The 18,688-nt window shown below is 76.0% G+C and carries 14 protein-coding genes; 12 read left to right on the top strand and 2 right to left on the bottom strand.

Translation table 11 applies throughout. The features are described 5' to 3' along the window. Window positions 1–70 precede the first annotated feature (70 nt). From ACQPZO_RS06480 to ACQPZO_RS06465, 4 genes are read left to right on the top strand one after another with little or no spacing between them, the layout of a single operon-like run. Entirely contained in the window at window positions 71–1,018 is a 948-nt protein-coding gene (locus tag ACQPZO_RS06480; RefSeq protein ID WP_433347940.1) for a glycosyltransferase, read from the top strand. Then, the gene (locus tag ACQPZO_RS06475; RefSeq protein WP_433347938.1) at window positions 1,018–2,085 is read left to right on the top strand and encodes a glycosyltransferase; all 1,068 of its coding nucleotides are present in this window, start codon (window positions 1,018–1,020) and stop codon (window positions 2,083–2,085) included. The genes ACQPZO_RS06480 and ACQPZO_RS06475 overlap by 1 nt, the downstream gene beginning before the upstream one ends. Then, window positions 2,082–3,428, top strand: a complete 1,347-nt coding sequence (locus tag ACQPZO_RS06470) for a lipopolysaccharide biosynthesis protein (RefSeq protein WP_433347936.1) — start codon at window positions 2,082–2,084, stop codon at window positions 3,426–3,428. Before ACQPZO_RS06475 ends, ACQPZO_RS06470 begins: the two co-directional genes overlap by 4 nt. A gap of 1 nt (window position 3,429) precedes the next feature. Further along, entirely contained in the window at window positions 3,430–4,791 is a 1,362-nt protein-coding gene (locus ACQPZO_RS06465; protein ID WP_433347934.1) for an O-antigen ligase family protein, read from the top strand. On the opposite strand, the gene ACQPZO_RS06460 is transcribed toward ACQPZO_RS06465, so the two are convergent. Next, entirely contained in the window at window positions 4,754–6,946 is a 2,193-nt protein-coding gene (locus tag ACQPZO_RS06460; protein ID WP_433347933.1) for a sialate O-acetylesterase, read from the bottom strand. The genes ACQPZO_RS06465 and ACQPZO_RS06460 overlap by 38 nt on opposite strands. 127 nt (window positions 6,947–7,073) lie before the next feature. On the opposite strand from ACQPZO_RS06460, the gene ACQPZO_RS06455 reads away from it, so the two are divergent. Continuing rightward, on the top strand, window positions 7,074–8,051 hold the full coding sequence (locus tag ACQPZO_RS06455) for an acyltransferase family protein (RefSeq protein WP_433347931.1): 978 nt from the start codon (window positions 7,074–7,076) through the stop codon (window positions 8,049–8,051). A 60-nt stretch (window positions 8,052–8,111) separates the two neighbouring features. On the opposite strand, the gene ACQPZO_RS06450 is transcribed toward ACQPZO_RS06455, so the two are convergent. Continuing rightward, entirely contained in the window at window positions 8,112–10,199 is a 2,088-nt protein-coding gene (locus tag ACQPZO_RS06450) for a trypsin-like peptidase domain-containing protein (RefSeq protein WP_433347930.1), read from the bottom strand. 128 nt (window positions 10,200–10,327) lie between these two features. Between ACQPZO_RS06450 and ACQPZO_RS06445 the strand changes: the two genes are divergently transcribed. Genes ACQPZO_RS06445 through hutH form a run of 7 tightly spaced genes read left to right on the top strand, consistent with a single transcriptional unit; the run spans window position 10,328 to window position 18,654 of the window. Next, complete coding sequence (locus tag ACQPZO_RS06445) at window positions 10,328–11,182, top strand: MurR/RpiR family transcriptional regulator (protein WP_433347929.1); 855 nt, start codon at window positions 10,328–10,330, stop codon at window positions 11,180–11,182. A 13-nt stretch (window positions 11,183–11,195) separates the two neighbouring features. Next, window positions 11,196–12,851 (top strand): urocanate hydratase, encoded by a 1,656-nt coding sequence (hutU, locus tag ACQPZO_RS06440; RefSeq protein ID WP_433347927.1) that lies wholly within the window; start codon window positions 11,196–11,198, stop codon window positions 12,849–12,851. Continuing rightward, window positions 12,848–14,059, top strand: coding sequence for an allantoate amidohydrolase (locus ACQPZO_RS06435; RefSeq protein WP_433347925.1), 1,212 nt, complete (start codon window positions 12,848–12,850; stop codon window positions 14,057–14,059). Before hutU ends, ACQPZO_RS06435 begins: the two co-directional genes overlap by 4 nt. Beyond that, window positions 14,050–14,520, top strand: a complete 471-nt coding sequence (locus ACQPZO_RS06430) for a hypothetical protein (RefSeq protein ID WP_433347923.1) — start codon at window positions 14,050–14,052, stop codon at window positions 14,518–14,520. Before ACQPZO_RS06435 ends, ACQPZO_RS06430 begins: the two co-directional genes overlap by 10 nt. Beyond that, a complete protein-coding gene (locus tag ACQPZO_RS06425; RefSeq protein ID WP_433347921.1) occupies window positions 14,451–15,929 on the top strand; it encodes a formimidoylglutamate deiminase in 1,479 nt (492 codons plus the stop codon). Before ACQPZO_RS06430 ends, ACQPZO_RS06425 begins: the two co-directional genes overlap by 70 nt. Beyond that, window positions 15,926–17,128: an imidazolonepropionase gene (hutI, locus tag ACQPZO_RS06420; protein WP_433347919.1), complete on the top strand. Its 1,203-nt coding sequence runs from the start codon at window positions 15,926–15,928 to the stop codon at window positions 17,126–17,128. Before ACQPZO_RS06425 ends, hutI begins: the two co-directional genes overlap by 4 nt. After that, complete coding sequence (gene hutH, locus ACQPZO_RS06415) at window positions 17,116–18,654, top strand: histidine ammonia-lyase (RefSeq protein ID WP_433347917.1); 1,539 nt, start codon at window positions 17,116–17,118, stop codon at window positions 18,652–18,654. The genes hutI and hutH overlap by 13 nt, the downstream gene beginning before the upstream one ends. Window positions 18,655–18,688: the final 34 nt, after the last annotated feature.

Below are 18,688 nucleotides of genomic sequence, written 5' to 3'. Positions count from 1 at the left end.
GCCCGCCGAGGACGGCGCGCGACCCCTTCCCCCGAGTTCTGTGGAGATTCAGTTGACGGACGTTACGGTCGTGATCCCGACTACGGGCCGGCCCAGCATCGCCGAGGCGGTCCTGTCGGCGCGCGCCCAGCGGGGGGTGTCCGTGCACGTCGTGGTCGTCTGCGACCTGCCCGAGGTGCCGGCGACGGTGGACGCGCTGCGCGGGGAGATCGACGAGGTGGTCCGCACGGGTGGCGGCCGGCGGGGCTCGTACGCGCGCAACCTCGGCGTCGCCCACGCCGCGTCCGGCACCCACGTCGCGTTCCTGGACGACGACGACGCCTGGCTGCCCACCAAGCTGGCGGTCCAGCTTCCCGTCCTGGAGCGGCTGGCAGCCGAGGGCTGGCAGCCGGTGGTGTCGTCCCGGATCCTGCAACGCAAGGCCGGCGGCGAGCCGCTGCCGACGGCGACGCCCACCGAGCTGATCGGCGCGGACGTCCGGCCGGAGGACTACCTCTTCCGCCGCCGCCGCCTCGGCGTCGGCCGCCAGTCGCTGGCCACCTCGACCCTGCTGACCACCCACCGGCTCGCCACGGCCTGCCCGTGGGACGAGACCCTCCCCCGCCACCAGGACTGGGACTGGCTGGTCCGGGCCGCCCGCCTCCCCGGCACGCGGATCGCGCAGGTGCCGGAGGCCACCACCGTCTACACCGTGGGCAGCCCCGGGTCGATCTCGGCGGGCGCCGACTGGCGCACCTCGTGGCAGTGGGCGCGCCGGTGGGAGGGGGTGTGGGCGCCGGAGACGTTCGCCGACTTCGTCGCCGCTCAGACCCTGCGGTACGCCCTGCAGGCGCGGGACTGGGCGGGCGCGCGCGAGCTGGTGCGCGCCATCCGACGCAACTCGCCGCCGTCGGTGCCCAACGCGACCATCGCCGCGCTGGGCCTCGTGCCCCGGGCGACGCTGGAGCGGCTCGCCCTGCGCGGGTCCCGCGCCGCGTCCCGTCCCGTCGACGCGCGACCGGGCGACGGGGTCCGCTGATGCGCCTGCACTTCGTCCTGCCGCAGCTGGAGCCCCTGTACGGCATGGAGCGGGCGGCCGTGCTGCTGATGCGCGGGCTGCGGGCGCAGGGGGTCGAGGTCACCGCGACCGTGCTGTCCCGGGCCGTCCCGGCCGGCCTCGACGACCTGGCCGTCGACCACCTGGGGCTGGGCACCCGGATCACCCGGCTGGTGGAGGCCGTGCCGCCGCTGCGCCGCCGGCTGCGCGCCCTGCCGGCCGACGTGCAGGTGGTGGCCAGCGGGCTGTGGGGGGCGGTGCCGGTGGGCGCGGCGCTCGCCGGCACCGGCCGCGACTTCGTCGCCTGGGAGCACTCGCTGCTGCCGGCCCGGCTGGACATCGACCGGCGGGTGCGCGCGCTGGCCCGGGCGAGCCGGGCCGCCGCGCTGCGTCCCCGGCTCGTCGTGGCCGTCTCCGACGGCGTGGCGCGGACCGTGCGGCGGCTCGCCCCCGGGCAGCCCGTCGTCACCATCCCCAATGCCGTTCCGGTGGCCCCGGACGTCCCGCCCCGGCCGGTGGCCGACCCCGACCGGATCCACCTGGTCACCACGGCCGCGCTCCGGCCGCTCAAGAATCACGGCTGCGCGCTGGACGCGCTGGCGCTGCTGCCGGAGACGTACCGGCTCTCGCTCGCCGGGGACGGCGAGGAGTGGGCGCTGCTGCAGGCCCGGGCGCGGGAGCTGGGCGTGGCGCACCGGGCGACGTTCCTGGGCAGGTTGCCGGGGGTGGCCGGGCTGCTCGCCGAGGCGGACCTGCTCGTGCACCCGTCGCGGGCGGAGACGTTCGGGTTCAGCGTCGTCGAGGCGGCCGAGGCGGGGCTGCCGGTGGCCGCCCTGCCGGTGCCCGCGCTGGACGAGCTGATCCCGGCCCTGGTGCCCGGCGCCCTGGCGGCGGAGCCGGGCCCGGCGGCGCTCGCCGAGGTGGTGCGGCGGTTGACCGGGGACGGCCGGCCCGGCCCGGACGACTTCGCCCGCGCGTGGCGGGCCCGGTCGGCGGCGCTCGACCCGGCCGTGGTGAGCCGCCGGTGGGTCCAGGAGCTGACCCGATGACCGTCGCCGGCACCGAGGCCGACCGGCCGGGCGGCCCCGCCGCACCGCCGCACCGCCGCCGGGGCGACGGCTTCCTGCGCCGCTCGGGCACGTTCCTGATCGGCACGCTGCTGCGCACCCTCGCGCAGGGCGTGCTCTTCGTGCTGTTGGCCCGGGAGATGCCGATCGAGGCGTACGGGCTGTTCGTCGGCGTCACCGCGCTCGTGGCGGTGGTGTCTCCGTTCGCGTCGGCCGGCGTGCCCAGCCTGATCTTCCAGAGCTACGCCGACGCGCCGGCCGAGTGGCGCCGCCACCTCGCCCGCGGCCTGGTGCTGACCGCCACCTTCGGCGCGGGCGCGGCGGTCCTGGTGACTGCGGCGGGGGTGGCGATCTGGGGCGGGCAGGTGCGCCTGGTGGACGTCGCCGCGCTGGCCGTGGCGGACCTGCTGGCCTGGCGGCTCGTCGAGGTCGTGGCGGCCTCCGTCCAGGCCCGGGGCCGGGTCTTCGCGGCCTCGCTGATCCCCGCCCTGCTGCACGTGTGCCGGCTGGTCGCGGCGGTGGTCCTGGCGCTGGCCGCGGCGGGTCCGCTGACCCTGCACGCGTGGGCCGTGACGGCCGTCGTCGTCTCCGGCGTGATCTGCCTGCCGGTGCTCTGGTACGGCGCGCGCGGCCCGGGCCGCCTGCCGGTGGACGTGCGCGGCTCGTTCGCGCAGGCCCGCACCGGCATGCTCTTCGCCGTCGGGCTGTCGGCGCAGAGCGTCTACAACGACCTCGACAAGGTGATGCTGGCGCGGCTGGGCAGCCCGGAGGGCGCGGCCGTCTACGCGGCGGCATACCGGGTGGTCGACTTCGCGTACACGCCGGCGCGGTCGATGGCGGCGGTCGCGTACCCCCGCTTCTTCGAGGCGGGCCGCGCCGGCCCCCGGGCGGCGCTGCGGCTGACCCGCTCGCTGCTGCCGAAGTACCTGGGGTTCAGCGTTCCCGCCGCCCTGCTGCTGGTCGCGCTCGCTCCGACGATGCCGCTGGTCTTCGGCGCGGAGTACGCGGCGGCGACGCCCGCGCTGCAGGGCCTCAGCGCGTTGCTGGTGCTGAAGTCCCTGCACTACCTGGCCGCGGACACCCTGTCGGGCAGCCGCCTGCAGGGGCGGCGTACGGTCTGCCAGATCGCCGTCGGCGTCGTCAACGCGGGGCTGAACGTGTGGCTGATCCCGGCGTACGGCTGGCAGGGCGCCGTCGTGTCCAGTCTGGTCTGCGACGCGCTCCTCGTGGCGCTGCTCTGGGGCCTCCTCGCCGCCGTCGTCCGCCGCGATCGTCCGACCGCCGCCGTCGCGCCGCGCCCGGCGTCGACCAGAGAAAGGGATTGAGTTGGTCACCCTCTTCGGAGTCCTGCTGACGGTCGGCGGCCTGGCGGTGGCCGGGTGGCTGCTGGCCACGCGGGGGAAGGTCGTCGCGGCGTTCGGCGACGCGCGGACCGCCCTCGCGCTGGTCGGGTTCGCGGTCGGGCTGAGCGCCGCGCCGGTGCTCGCCGGGAAGCGCAGTTCCGCGCTCATCGGGCTGCTCGTGGCGGGCCTGCTGGCCTGGGTGCTCTGGTCGGGCCGGCACGACCTGCGCAGCCGGGGCGGCGTCAACCTGCGCAGCCGGAACAGCCTCGGCCTGCGCGGGCCCGACGACCGGTGGCTGCGGGTCGCCTGGGCGGCGGCCGCCGTGCTGCTGGTCTGGTGCGTCGCCGTGGACGCCCTCACCGGGGCGGGGCTCTACGGGTCGCGGCTGGTGGCGTACGCGGCGGCGGGGCTGCTGCTGCTCGCCGGGGCGCTGCTCGCCGGCCGGGCGGCGCTGACCACGCGGGCCACGGCGTACCTCGGGCTGGCCGTGCTGGCGGTGCTGACGATCCCGACGGCCCTGACCGGTTCGGCGGCCTGGCGGCCCTGCACGGCCGGGAAGCTGGAGAAGTGCTCGGCCGCGGGGGCGCTGTTCAAGAGCTTCTTCGACTCCGAGAACTACATCGCGCTGATCACGTCGTTCACGCTGGTCGCCGCCGTCTGCGCGCTGCGCCGCGCCGAACTGGCGGCGACGACCGTCTTCTGCCTGCTGATCATCGTGGCGACGGGCTCGCGCACCAGCTACCTGGCGCTCGCCGCCGCCGGGGCGTGGCTGCTCGGCAGCTTCCTGCTGGAGCGCCGCCGCCGGTACGCCCGCATCCACCTGGCCGGTTGCGCGGCGCTGGTGCTGGCGTCCGTCGGCGTCGCCACGTACCTGATGTGGACGGCGTCGAGGACGACGCTGAGCAACCGGGGCAACATCTGGGTCGTCGCCCGGGAGTACCTCGCCGACGCGACGGCCACCGGGGTCGGCGTGTCGAAGTGGTACCGGCTGCAGGACGCCGGGGACGCGCCGACGCACTTCTTCCACTCCGGGTACGTGCTGGTCGTCTTCGCCGGCGGATTCGTCGCCCTGGCGGTCTGGGCGCTGTGGGCCACGGCGCTGCTGCACGGGCGGGTCGACGACGGGCGGGCGTTCACCGCGAAGGCCCCGGTCGCGCTCCTGCTCGTCTACTCGCTCACCGAGGTGGTGTGGAACCCGCTTTCGGTCGACGGCCTGTCCTGGATCTTCCTGGCGTTGATGCTGACCCGGTCGTGGGTGACGCCGGCGCACCGCCCGCCCGCCACGGGGCCGGTGGACGCCGCCGCCGTCACGGGCCGGGGGCGATGGGCAGGTCGGCGAAGGTGAGCAGGCCGACGCCGGTGGGGTTGACGATCCACGGCCCCGCCCCGGCCCGGCCCAGGTAGCTCACCGCCGTGGCGGCACCGGCCGGGCCGGAGAGGGTCAGGACCAGCCGGCCGCCCGCCTGGTAGGCGACCCCGACGACCGTGGCGGCGGTGCCGGCGAGGCGGAAGTCGACGCCGACGCCGGGGTCGACGGTCAGCGGGGCGTCGTCGCGGAGCTTGACGACCAGCTCGGTGCGGGCGGCGTCGGTGAAGGCGGCGGAGCGCGGGTTCGGCGGGGCGACCCCCGCGCCGGGCCCCTTGTGCAGGTCCCGGGCCAGCACGGCGAACGCCTGGTCGCCCAGCTCGCGGTACCCCCGCTCCCAGTCGAAGTGGCAGCCGGCGTGGCCGGAGAGCCCGTTGGTGGACAGCACGGTCACCCCGAGGGTGTCGCCCATCCGGCGCTGCGCCTCGCGCAGCTCCGGAGTGCCGCTGTCGCCGCACGGGGAGGTGCGGACCTGGAACACGTAGTACCGGGTCCCCCGGTCCACGTCGGCGCCGAGGTCCGCGCGCCAGTCCCGCAGCAGCGCCGTGACCCCGGCGACGTGGGCGGCCGTCCGGTTGTTGTCGGCCTCGCCCTGGAACCACAGGACGGCACGCACGTCGCCGATCACCCCGGCCGCCTTGAGCCGCCGTCGCAGCCGGCCGTAGTTGCTGCCCAGGTCGTCGGGGTCGGCGTCGTGGCGTTGGAAGTGGGAGACCTGCCGGCCGTTCTCGGCGCCGTTGAGGACGGCCACCGGAATCCGGTAGGTGTCCATGAGGCGGTGGGCCGCCCGGATGCCCCACTGCCCGACCGAGCCCGGCTGCCGGGCCGCGTCGCCGACGGCGTAGTGCCAGCTCCGGTCGGCGGCGGAGAGAGCACGGTCGGCCGCGGGCGAGCCGTAGCTGCGCAGGAAGGGGGACTCCTCCCCCGCCGCCGAGCCCCGCTGCATGCCGGCGACCGCGTTGGACTGGCCCTGGATGACGTAGACGTCGCCGGCCACCACGCCCTCCCACAGGCCGACCCGGCGAACCACCCCGTCGCCGAGCACCCGCAGCTCCACCCGGTACTCGCGCAGCCCCGCCGTGATCCGGTGCCGCAGGGCGAAGGTCCGCCCGGTTCCGGCCGGCACGGTCTCCTCCCAGCCGTCGGCGCCGCTGCTGACCTTGAGCTGAACGGCGGTGACCCGGGGGTCGGTGACCCTGCCGGACACGGCGACCGTCGCGCCGTTGCCGGCGTCGCGCGGATAGAGCTGGCGGTCCGCGGGATGCTGCTGCACGTCGAGCACCGACGGCCGGGCGTACACGGTCAGCCGGCGCTGGGTGAACTCGGTCGCATTGGCCGCGAACGTCCAGTCGGGACGATCCCCGGGCGCGGTGCCGATGCCGAGCGACAGCGGCGCGGCGTTCGAGGTGAACCCGTTGACGGCCAGCACGGTCTGCGGCGCGACCGGGGACGGCCGGGTGCCGCCGACCAGGTGCACCTGGAACGAGCCGTACCCGACGGCGGGAAACACGTCGTCGTCGGCGTCGTACCGGGCGCCGGACGCGCCGGAGACCTGCCCCGAGCTGCCCGGGCCGTACGAGTTGGGCCACATCTCCAGGTAGCCCGGCAGGCCGGTGCCGGTGCTCAGGCCCGCGACGTTGGTGGCGACCTCCACGTCGTTGACCCGCTGCCGGACGATCCGGCCGTCGCGACCGGGCGGGCCGAGGCGGCGGGCGTCGGCGGTGAACGGCTCCAGCGCCGTCCAGACCCATTTCGGGCCGGCCGGGCCGGTCAGCTCCAGGCAGTAGCCGACCCGGTCGAAGCCCCGGGCCACCTCCGCCGTCCGGTCGAACGCGTACGCCGGCGGGCGGTCCCGCCAGTTGGCACGCGCGGGCAGGTCCAGCGCGGAGACGGGGACGAAGCCGGTCATGGTCGCCACGTTGGCCGCGCAGGCCGTGGCGTCCACGGGGGCGGCGGGCCGGGCCGGCGGCGCGCCCTCGCCCGCGGACCAGGCGGCCCGCTGCTCCCCCGACCTCGACGCCGGCCAGACCACCACGGCGACCGAGGCGAGGAGCAGGCCGACGACCGCCGCGGCGACCCAGGCCGGACGCGGCACCGACCGCAGGCGACGCACCTGGGCGCGGACACCGGACACCCTCGCACCTCCACCGGGTCGGGCTGCTCGTCGCGGGCAAGGCTATGCGATGCACGGCGTACGACGGCCCCGGGTACGCCCTCGGGGTGGACCGGACCGGCCAGACACGTCTGCGATGATGCGCGCCATGGCGGCAACCAGCACGACGGCACCGGTGAGCACCCGATCCGCCGGAGTCGATCTCCTACGGGTCGTGGGCATCGCCGCCGTGGTCGTCGGTCACGTGTGGAGCGACAACGTCACCCGGGCCGCCGTCTACACCTGGCACGTGCCCCTGTTCTTCCTGCTCACCGGCTACTTCTGGACGCCCGGACGCCCGCTGCGCGGCGAGCTGCGCAAGCGCTGGCGCACCCTCGGCCTGCCGTACGTGACGTGGTTCGTGCTGCTCTTCGCGGGGCTGGCCGTCGCCGACGCCGCCACCGGGGAGGCGGCCGAGGGCGCGTTCCGCGCCGCGCTGTGGGGCGGCACCGCGGCCGTCCGGCCCTTCTCGGCGTTCTGGTTCGTCTCGGTGCTCCTGCTGATCGCCGTCGCGTACCGCTGGCTGGAGCGTTTCCCGGCGGCGGTCACCTGGGCGGTGGCCCTGGGCGGGCTGGCCGCCGCTCATCTCGCGCCCGGCGCGGTCACCGCCGGCCCGCTCGGGGTCTTCCTCGTCCCGGCCTGCCTGGTCTTCGTGCTCGCCGGCCGACTGCTGCGCCGCTTCCGCGAGCGCGTCCCGGTGGGCCTGGCGGCGGCGATGCTGGCGCTCGGCGTGGCCCTGGTGGCCACCGGCCTGAGCACCCCGTTGGACGTGAAGGCCGGCGACTTCGGCCGGCCCGTGCTGGGCGTGCTGACCGCCGTGCTGATCAGCGGCGGCCTGGTCCGGCTCGCCGAGGGGCTGGACGGGCACGTCGGCGCTCGGGCGGCCCGGGCGATCGGTTGGCTCGCGGCGTGCGGCATCGCCGTCGTGCTCAGCCACGCGGCGATCCTGTGGGTGCTGCGGACCCCGCCGGAGGGCGGCTGGTTCGATCTGGCCACCGCCCTGGTGCTGCCCTGGGCGTTCGCCCTGGTGGTGCTGCGCACCCGGGTCGGCCCGTACCTCACCGGAACGACCGCGCCCGGCCGCTGACCGCACCCCGCCGTTACGCCCGGCCGCGCCGCCGCAGCAGGCCGCACCGCCTGCGTGCCGTTACGCCCGGCCGCGCCGCCGCAGCAGCAGCACCACCAGGCCGACGAGCCCGGCGGCGAACACGCCCCCGGCCACGGCGAGCAGCGGCACCGCCCAGCCCAACCGGTCCGCCCCGCCGTCGGTGCCGCCGCTGTCCACCGCCGCCTGCCGGTAGACCTGCGCCAGCAGGTTCGCCGGCGAGTCCCGCACGACGCCGTCCAGCTCGCTGATCGCGGCGGAGTTCCGGCCGGCGAAGTAGGCGTCCAGGCCGCTGCGGTACCGCTTGTCGGCCTCGCCGAGGCTGTTCTCGACGCCGGCCGCGCCGAGCAGGCCGGTCACGGCAGACACCGGGACGACCACCCGGTTGGCCTTGTCGGGGCGCAGGATGTCGTTGTCCAGCATCCCGACCACCCGCCCGCCGGCGTCGATGGCGATGCCGCCCCGCGAGTAGAGCCCCAGGTCCTCGTTGATCCGGTACGCGTTCACCGGCGACGGGGCGTCCACCCCGGTCACCGTCACCGGCTTCGACGACACCGTGTACGTGGCGGAGCGGTAGCTGGTGTCCGTGGTGCCGTACCCGAGGACGAGCAGGGGGGTCTCTGCGGCGACGGTGGCCGACGGGTTCAGCTCGGCGGTGGGGAGGTTCTCCTGGGCCAGCTTGACCAGCGCGACGTTGCCCTCCTCCAGGGTGAGGGCGCGCACGACGGTGCCGGGGATCGCCGGGGTGTCAGTGACGTCGCCCTTGGCCACGTTGAGCTGCCCGTACAGCCGGGCCTCGGGCTGGGTACCGGCCTCGGGACCGGTGAAGACGGCGGTCCGCTGCCGGGCCTTGACGAAGGCCGCGACCTCGGAGCGCTCGAGGGTGCCCCCGGCGGCGAGCGCGTTACCCAGGGCGCTGAGGGCGTTGGAGAGCAGGATCTCCGGGGTCGGCTGCACGCACTGGCTGTTGGTCAGGACGTGCCCGTCGGGGCGGGCCACGAAGCCGGTGCACCGCCGGTTGAGGATGACCGGGGCCTTGCGCAGCAGCGCGTTGTCCGCCTTGTTCCGCACGTACCCGGTGACGACGACCTCCATGAACACCATGGACGGCCCGACGGTGGCCAGCGCCCGCTCCTCGGGGCTGCGCAGCGCGGCCTGCGCCCACGGCTTGAGGCCGGGGCTGACCGGGGTGGCGCTCGGGAAGGCGGTGGACGTGGCGGTCGGCGCCGGCGCCTCGGGGCCGGTGGCCGTGACGCCCCAGACGCCGACCCCGCCGACGGCCAGGGCGACCAGCAGCAGCGCCGCGACGGCGGCCAGCGGCCCGACGCCACCCCGCCGGGGCGACGCGGAGGGCTGGATGCGGCGGACCGGCGAGGCGAACGGGTCGTGCGGCGGGACGCTCACCGGCTGGTGCTGCGGCGACACCGACACGGGCCGGTCGGTGGCGAACCCCGGGACCCCGGAGACCGAGCGGGGCGGCCCGGAAACCGACGGCGCTGCCCCGGAGACGGGCTGCGGGACCCCCGAGACGGGCTGCGGGATGCCGGAGACGGGCTGCGGCTGCCCGGAGACCGGCTGCGGGATCCCCGAGACCGGGTGCGGCTGCCCGGAGACCGGTCGAAGCTGGTACGGGTCGCCCTGCAACGCCCACGCGGCGACCGGCCCGCCGGAGGTCGGCTGGGTGGGGATCGGCCCACCGGACGTCGGCCCACCCGACGTCGGGTGCGTGGTCGGCCCGGTGGTCGGGTGCGCCGTCGGCCCGGTGGTCGGCTGGGCGGGCACCTGGAGCATCGCGACCGTGCTGTCGTCGCGCGCCTGCTCGGCGCGGATCGGGTGGCCGAGCGCCTGGAAGAGGTGCTCCGCGCCGGGCCCGCCGTCGGCGGTGTACGCGGCCCAGGGCGCGGCGGCGTCGAAGTCGGCGCCGATGTAGGGGCGGCCACCGCCGCCGGGCGCGGCCAGCACGTCGGCCATGCCGGAGAAGGCCCGCCGCCACTCGGGGTACTCGGCCACCAGCGGGTCGAGTACCGCGACCGTGACCAGCCGGTCCTGCCCGTCGACGGCCCACCAGGCTCTGCCGACCTGGCAAACGCCCATCACCTCGGTGAACCTGTACGGACCGTCCGGCTGCATGCCCCACACTCCTCTGCTCACCCGCCGTGCGGATAGTACAGAGACGTGTCAGCCCCGGAGCATCACTCCGCCGGTGTTCCCGGCCCAGAGGGGTTGCCCGTGAAAGTTTCCATGCATAGAGTCGCCGCATGAATGAGGAAGTCACCGTCGCGGCGTCCGCCGACCGGGTGCTCGACCTCTTCCAGGGCGTGCGGCTCACGCCCACCCAGCGCCGCATCGCGCACAGCCTGGTGCAGCACGCCGCCACGGCGGCGTACCTCTCCGCCGCCGAGGTGGCCGAGCTGGCCGGGGTGAGCCAGCCGTCGGTGACCCGGTTCGCCGTGGCGCTCGGCCACGACGGCTACCCGGCGCTGCGCCGCCGGCTGCGCGAGCTGACCGGCGCGGCCACTGGCGGGTCCTCCGGCGGCGGCAACGAGCTGCAACGCGCCGTCCGGGCCGAGGTGAGCAACCTGGAGCGGCTGGCCGGGCAGCTCGCCGACCTGGACCGGATCGCCGAGACGGGCGAGCTGCTCGCCGCGAGCCGCCCGCTGCCGGTGCTCGGGCTGCGGGCCGCCGCGCCGCTGGCCGCGTACTTCGCGTACTTCGCCGCCAAGGTGCACCCGGACGTGCGGGTGCTCGACGACGGCGGCAGCCTGCTCACCGACCGCCTCGAACAGGCCGCCGCCGCCGGGGCGACCGCCCTGCTGGCGTTCGTGCTGCCCCGCTACCCCCGGGAGACCCTGGACGCGCTGCGCGAGGCACGGGCCGCGGGGCTGACCGTGGTGGCCATCACCGACTCGCCGGTCAGCCCGGCCATCGACCACGCCGAGGTGGTGCTCCCCGCCGCCGTCGGCACCGATCTGGTGTTCGACCTGCACACCGCCCCGATGACCCTGGCGATGGTGGTCCTCCAGGCCATCTGCGACGCCGCGCCCGCCGAGACCCAGCGTCGGCTGGAGGCGTTCGAGTCCTCCGCCGCCCGTCGCCAGTTGTTCCTCGGCTGAGAGGAGAACCGAGATGCCCCAGCCCGTCCGCGCCGCCCGTGGCACCGCGCTGACCGCCCGGGGGTGGCCGCAGGAGGCCGCCCTGCGGATGCTGATGAACAACCTCGACCCGGAGGTGGCCGAGCGCCCCGACGACCTGGTCGTCTACGGCGGCACCGGGAAGGCCGCGCGGGACTGGCCGTCGTACCACGCGCTGGTGCGCACGCTGACCGACCTGCGCGAGGACGAGACGATGCTGGTGCAGTCCGGCCGCCCGGTCGGGGTGCTGCGCACCCACGAGTGGGCGCCCCGGGTGCTGCTGGCCAACTCCAACCTGGTCGGCGACTGGGCCACCTGGCCGGAGTTCCGCCGCCTGGAGCAGCTCGGCCTGACCATGTACGGGCAGATGACCGCCGGATCATGGATCTACATCGGCACCCAGGGCATCCTCCAGGGCACGTACGAGACGTTCGCCGCCGTCGCCGCGAAGAGGTTCGCCGGCACGCTGGCCGGGACGCTGACGCTCACCGCCGGGTGCGGCGGGATGGGCGGGGCCCAGCCCCTCGCGGTCACCATGAACGGCGGCGCGTGTCTCATCGTCGACGTGGACCGCACCCGGTTGGACCGCCGGGTCCACGACCGCTACCTCGACGAGGTCGCCGACTCCCTGGACGACGCGGTGGAGCGGGCGCTCGCCGCGAAGCGGGACCGCCGCGCGCTCAGCGTCGGCGTGGTGGGCAACGCCGCCACCGTCTTCCCCGAGCTGCTGCGCCGGGGCGTGGAGATCGACATCGTCACCGACCAGACCAGCGCGCACGACCCGCTGTCGTACCTGCCGGAGGGGGTGGAGCCGGCCGACGCCGGGGACTACGCGAGGGCGAAGCCGACCGAGTTCACCGACCGCGCGCGGGCCTCGATGGCGAGGCACGTCGAGGCGATGGTCGGCTTCCTCGACGCGGGGGCCGAGGTCTTCGACTACGGCAACTCGATCCGGGGCGAGGCGCAACTCGGCGGGTACGAGCGGGCGTTCGACTTCCCCGGTTTCGTGCCGGCGTACATCCGGCCGCTGTTCTGCGAGGGCAAGGGGCCGTTCCGGTGGGCGGCGCTCTCCGGCGACCCGGCCGACATCGCCGCCACCGACCGGGCGATCCTCGACCTGTTCCCGGAGAACGAGTCCCTGGCCCGGTGGATGCGACTGGCCGGCGAACGGGTCGCCTTCCAGGGCCTGCCGGCCCGGATCTGCTGGCTCGGTTACGGCGAGCGGGACAAGGCCGGAGTGCGGTTCAACGAGATGGTCGCCTCCGGCGAGCTGAGCGCGCCGGTCGTCATCGGCCGGGACCACCTGGACTGCGGCAGCGTGGCCAGCCCCTACCGGGAGACCGAGGCGATGGCCGACGGCTCCGACGCGATCGCCGACTGGCCGCTGCTCAACGCGCTGGTCAACACCGCCAGCGGGGCGTCCTGGGTGTCCATCCACCACGGCGGCGGGGTCGGCATCGGCCGGTCCATCCACGCCGGCCAGGTCTGCGTCGCAGACGGCACCGCGCTGGCCGGGCAGAAGATCGAGCGGGTGCTCACCAACGACCCGGCGATGGGCGTCATCCGGCACGTCGACGCCGGCTACGACACCGCCCGCGAGGTCGCCGACCACACCGGCGTGCGGGTGCCGATGGCCGAGGGCCGGGCATGACGGCGGACCTCGCGGACCTGGCCGGCCGGTTCCGGGTGCTCTGGGACTCCATCGCCCCGGTCGGCCGGGACCCTGGCAGCGGCGGCTACCTGCGGTACTCGTTCACGGAGCCGGAGCTGGCGCTGCGCGACTGGTTCCGGGCGCAGGCCGCCGGCCGGGGCATGCCGGTCACCGCCGACGGCAACGGCAATCTTTTCGCCCGCTGGGGCGACCCGGCCGCCGGGGACGCGGTGCTGACCGGCAGCCACTTCGACTCGGTGCCGCACGGCGGCGCGTACGACGGGCCGCTCGGCATCGTCAGCGCGTTCCTCGCCGTGGACGAGCTGCGCGCCGCCGGGGCGACCCCGGTCCGTCCCCTCGTCGTGGCCGCGTTCGCCGAGGAGGAGGGTGCCCGGTTCGGCGTGCCGTGCCTGGGGTCGCGGCTGCTCACCGGCGCACTCGATCCGGACCGCGCGGCCGGCCTGCGCGACGCCGACGGGGTCAGCCTGGCCGAGGCGTTGGGCGACCGGCCCGCAGGTGCCCGGCCCGACCTGCTGGGCGGGTTCTCGTGCTTCGTGGAGCTGCACGTCGAGCAGGGCCGCGCGCTGGTCGAGCGCGACGCGGCGGTCGCGGTCGCCAGCGCCATCTGGCCGCACGGCCGCTGGCGCTTCGACTTCCACGGCGAGGGCAACCACGCCGGTACGACCCGGATGGCCGACCGCCGCGACCCCATGCTCACGTACGCGTTCACCGTGCTCGCGGCGAACAAGGAGGCCCGGCTGCGCGGCGCGCACGCCACGGTCGGTCGGGTCCGGGTCGAGCCGAACGCCACCAACGCGATCCCCTCGAAGGTGACCGGCTGGCTGGACGCCCGCGCGGCCGAGCCGGACACGCTGACCGGCCTGGTCGACGCGGTTCGCGCCAAGGCCGCCGACCGGGCCGGCCGGGACGGCACGGAGGTCACCCTCACCGAGGAGTCGGCGACCCCGTTGGTCGCCTTCGACGGCGGCCTCGGCGGGCGGCTGGCGGCGCTGCTGGGCGCGCCGGTCCTGCCGACCGGGGCGGGTCACGACGCCGGGGTGCTCGCCGGGCACCTGCCCACCGCCATGCTGTTCGTGCGCAACCCGACCGGGGTGTCGCACTCCCCCGCCGAGGCGGCCACCGACGCCGACTGCGCCGCCGGGGTCGCCGCTTTGGCCCAGGTCCTGAAGGAGCTGACATGCGTCTGATCCAGCTTTCGGCGGCCGGGCCAGGGCTTTCGACGGCCGGGCCAGGGCTTTCGACGGTCGGGCCGGCCACGAACCCGGGGCCGGGCCGACGCACGCCGGCCGGCGCGGACCCCACCCGGGGCAGCCAGCACATTCCGGGCCCTATGGAGCTGCCCGCACAAACGGGGCAGAGGCCGGGTACGGCCCCTCGCCCCTCGCCGGCACCACCGGCGCTGGCCCTGTCGCCGTCGCCGACGCCGTCGCCGGCGCTGGCCCTGTCGCCGTCGCCGTCGCCGACGCCGGCGCTGGCGCTGGCCCTGTCGCCGTCGCCGACACCGGCGCTGGCGCTGGCGCTGGCGCCGTCCCTGGCAGCGACGCCGACGCCGACGCCGGTGCTGGTGCTGGTGCCCTCGTGGTCGCCCTCGCGGGCGCTGGGCGCGGTAGCGCAGACGGGGCAGCTCCAAAGGGAGTGGAAGAGGTGACCGAGACCCGCTGGCTCGCCGAGTACGCCTGGCTGCCCGACCAGGCCGAGCCGACCGCCGACGTGCTGATCGAGGCCGAGGACGGCCGGATCACCGCCGTCACCCCGCTCGGCGGCGCGGGCACGCCCACAGCCGGGGTGGAGGTGCTCGGCGATGCCACCCGGCTGCCCGGGCTGACCCTGCCCGGGCTGGCCAACGCCCACTCGCACGCGTTCCACCGGGCGCTGCGCGGACGCACCCACGGCGGCCGGGGCGACTTCTGGACCTGGCGGGATGTCATGTACGAGGTGGCGACCCGGCTCGACCCGGACAGCTACCTGGCCCTGGCCCGGGCCGCGTACGCCGAGATGGCGCTGGCCGGGATCACCTGCGTCGGCGAGTTCCACTACCTGCACCACGGCCCCGACGGCACGCCGTACGCCGACCCGAACGCGATGGGGGCCGCCCTGGTTGAGGCCGCCACGCAGGCCGGGATCCGGCTCACCCTGCTGGACGCCTGCTACCTGACCGCCACGGTGGACGGCGAGCCGCTGACCGGGCCGCAGCGGCGGTTCGGCGACGGCGACGCCCTGCGCTGGGCCGACCGGGCCTCGGCCCTCGCCGACACCGTCGAACGGACCGGCGACACCAAACGAAGCGGCGACACCGGGCGGAGCGGCGACACCCGGCGCGTGCTGGTCGGGGCGGCCGTGCACTCGGTCCGCGCCGTGCCGGCGGAACAGCTCGCCACCGTGGCCGGCTGGGCCAACCGGCGCGGGGCACCGCTGCACCTGCACCTGTCCGAGCAGCCCGCCGAGAACGACGCCTGCCGGGCCGCGCACGGCCGCACGCCGGCCCGGTTGCTCGCAGACCACGGGGTGCTCGGCCCGGGCACCGTCGCCGTGCACGCCACCCACCCCACCAGCGCCGACGTGACTCTGCTCGGCGACACCGGCACCGGGGTCTGCCTCTGCCCCACCACCGAGCGGGACCTCGCCGACGGGATCGGGCCGGCCCGCCGGCTGGCCGAGGCGGGCGTCGCGCTGAGCCTCGGCAGCGACAGCCACGCCGTAATCGACCTGTTCGAGGAGGCCCGCGCGGTGGAGCTGGACGAGCGGCTGCGTACCCGGCGGCGCGGCCACTTCACCCCGGCCGAGTTGCTGACCGCCGCGACCGTCGCCGGGCACGCCGCGCTCGGCTGGCGCGACGCCGGCCGGATCGCCGTCGGCGACCGCGCCGACCTGGTCACCGTACGGCTGGACAGTGCCCGCACGGCCGGGGTGCCGCCGGCGGGGGCGTTCTTCGCGGCGACCGCCGCCGATGTCGCCTCGGTCGTGGTGGACGGCCGGCAGGTGGTCGCCGACGGGCGGCACCTGAGGGTGGACGTGCCGCGCGAGCTGCGTACCGCGATCGGGGCGGTGACCCGGTGAGCAGCCTGCTGGTCGACAACATCGGTGAGCTGGTGACCAACGTCGCCGGCACCGGCGACGGCAGCCCGCTCGGGCTGCGCCGCGACGCGGCCGTGCTGGTCGAGGAGGGGAGCGTCGCCTGGGTCGGCCCGGCCCGGTACGCGCCCGCCGCCGACCGGCGGATCGACGCCGAGGGGGCGGCGGCGCTGCCCGGGTTCGTGGACAGCCACGCCCACCTGGTGTTCGCCGGGGACCGGTCCGTCGAGTTCGCCGCCCGGATGGCCGGCCAGCCGTACACCGGCGGAGGCATCCGGACCACGGTCGGCGCGACCCGGGCGGCCTCCGACGACACGCTGCGTGCCACCGTGCGCCGGCTGGTCGGCGAGGCGATGCGGCAGGGCACCACCACGATCGAGATCAAGAGCGGGTACGGGTTGACCGTCGCCGACGAGGCCCGGTCGCTGCGGATCGCCGCCGAGGTGAGCGACGAGACGACGTTCCTCGGCGCGCACGTCGTCCCCGCCGAGTACGCCGACCGCCCCGACGACTACGTGGAACTGGTGTGCGGGCCGATGCTCGCCGCCGCCGCCCCGTACGCCCGCTGGGTGGACGTGTTCTGCGAGCGGGGCGCGTTCGACGCCGACCACGCCCGGGCCATCCTCACCGTAGGGCAGGCGGCCGGGCTCGGGGGGCGGCTGCACGCCAACCAGCTCGGCCCCGGGCCGGGCGTGCGGCTCGGGGTGGAGCTGGGGGCGGCCAGCGTCGACCACTGCACCCACCTCGACGACGCGGACGTGGCCGCGCTCGCCGACTCGACCGCACCCGACGGGTCGGGGACGGCCACCGTCGCCACACTGCTGCCCGGGGCGGAGTTCTCCACCCGCTCGCCGTACCCGGACGCGCGCCGGCTGCTCGACGCCGGCGTCACCGTGGCCCTGGCGACGGACTGCAACCCCGGCTCGTCGTACACCTCGTCGATGCCGTTCTGCGTCGCCCTCGCCGTACGCGAGATGCGGATGACCCCGGCGGAGGCGGTCTGGGCCGCGACCGCCGGGGGAGCGCGGGCGCTGCGCCGCACCGACATCGGGGTGCTGCGGCCCGGCGCCCGGGCCGACCTGACCATCCTCGACGCGCCGTCGCACCTGCACCTGGCCTACCGGCCCGGTGTCCCCCTGATCCGCCAGGTTCTGCACAACGGAGTGCCGCAATGTCGATCGTGACCGTCCAGCCCACCGGGATCTACCCCGCCGACGTGCTCGCCGTGGCCCGAGGCAGCGCCCGGGTCGCCCTCGCCCCGTCCACCGTGGACGCGATGGCGGCCAGCCGATCCATCGTGGACCGGATCGAGGCCGCCGGCCGGCCCGTGTACGGCGTCTCCACCGGCTTCGGGGCCCTCGCGAACACCTTCGTCGCGCCGGAACGGCGAGCGGAGCTGCAACACGCGCTGATCCGCTCGCACGCCGCCGGGGTGGGCGCTCCGATGCCGCGTGAGGTGGTCCGGGCGATGATGCTGCTGCGGGTCCGCTCGCTGGCGCTGGGCCGCTCCGGGGTCCGCCCACTGGTCGCCGAGGCCCTGGTCGACCTGCTCAACCACGACGTCACCCCCTGGGTGCCGGAGCACGGCTCGCTCGGCGCTTCCGGCGACCTGGCCCCGCTGGCGCACTGCGCGCTGGTGCTGCTCGGCGAGGGCTGGGTGCTCGGCCCGGCCGGCGAACGGCTCGACGCCGCCGACGCGCTGCGCGAGGCCGGGCTGACCCCGGTGGAGCTGGCCGCCAAGGAGGGGCTGGCCCTGATCAACGGCACCGACGGCATGCTCGGCATGCTGCTGCTGGCCATCAACGACGCGGCGCACCTGTTCGCCATGGCCGACGTGACGGCCGCCCTGGCCATCGAGGCGATGCTCGGCTCGGAGCGGCCGTTCCTGCCGGAGCTGCACGCGATCCGCCCGCACCCCGGCCAGTCGGTGTCGGCGGCGAACATCCACCGGCTGCTCCAGAAGTCGGCGGTGATGGACTCGCACCGCGACGACCTGGCGCACGCCGTGCAGGACGCGTACTCGATGCGCTGCGCGCCGCAGGTCGCCGGCGCGGCCCGGGACACCCTGGACTTCGTCCGGACCGTGGCCGACCGGGAACTGGTGTCCGTGGTGGACAACCCGGTGGTGCTGCCGGACGGCCGGGTCGAGTCCACCGGGAACTTCCACGGCGCCCCGCTCGGCTTCGCCGCCGACTTCCTGGCCATCGCCGCCGCCGAGGTGGGGGCGATCTCCGAGCGGCGGGTGGACCGGCTGCTCGACGTGACCCGGTCCCGGGAGCTGCCGGCGTTCCTCTCCCCCGACGCCGGGGTCAACTCCGGGCTGATGATCGCCCAGTACACGGCCGCCGGGATCGTCGCGGAGAACCGCCGGCTGGCCGCCCCCGCCTCGGTGGACTCGCTGCCCACCAGCGGGATGCAGGAGGACCACGTCTCGATGGGCTGGGCGGCGACGAAGAAGCTGCTCACCGTGCTGGACAACCTGGCCAGCCTGCTCGCGGTGGAACTGCTGGCCGCCGTACGCGGGCTCCAGCTACGCGCCCCGCTGACGCCGTCGCCGGCCGGTCGGGCCGCCCTGGCCGCGCTCGGTACGACGATCGGGGAGCCGGGGCCGGACGCCTTCCTCGCCCCGCTGATGGAGGCCGCGCGCGAGGTCGTGCACGGCCCGGCGCTGCGGGCCGCGATCGAGCGGGAGATCGGCCCACTCGGCTGACCGCCGGGGGTGGCGGAAGCCGGGCACCCGGCAC

Source organism: Micromonospora sp. CA-111912 (genome assembly GCF_050948415.1).
Classification (GTDB): Bacteria; Actinomycetota; Actinomycetes; order Mycobacteriales; family Micromonosporaceae; genus Micromonospora.
The sequence above is the reverse complement of the archived record's forward strand: the minus strand, read 5'-3'. Positions and strand labels throughout refer to the sequence as shown.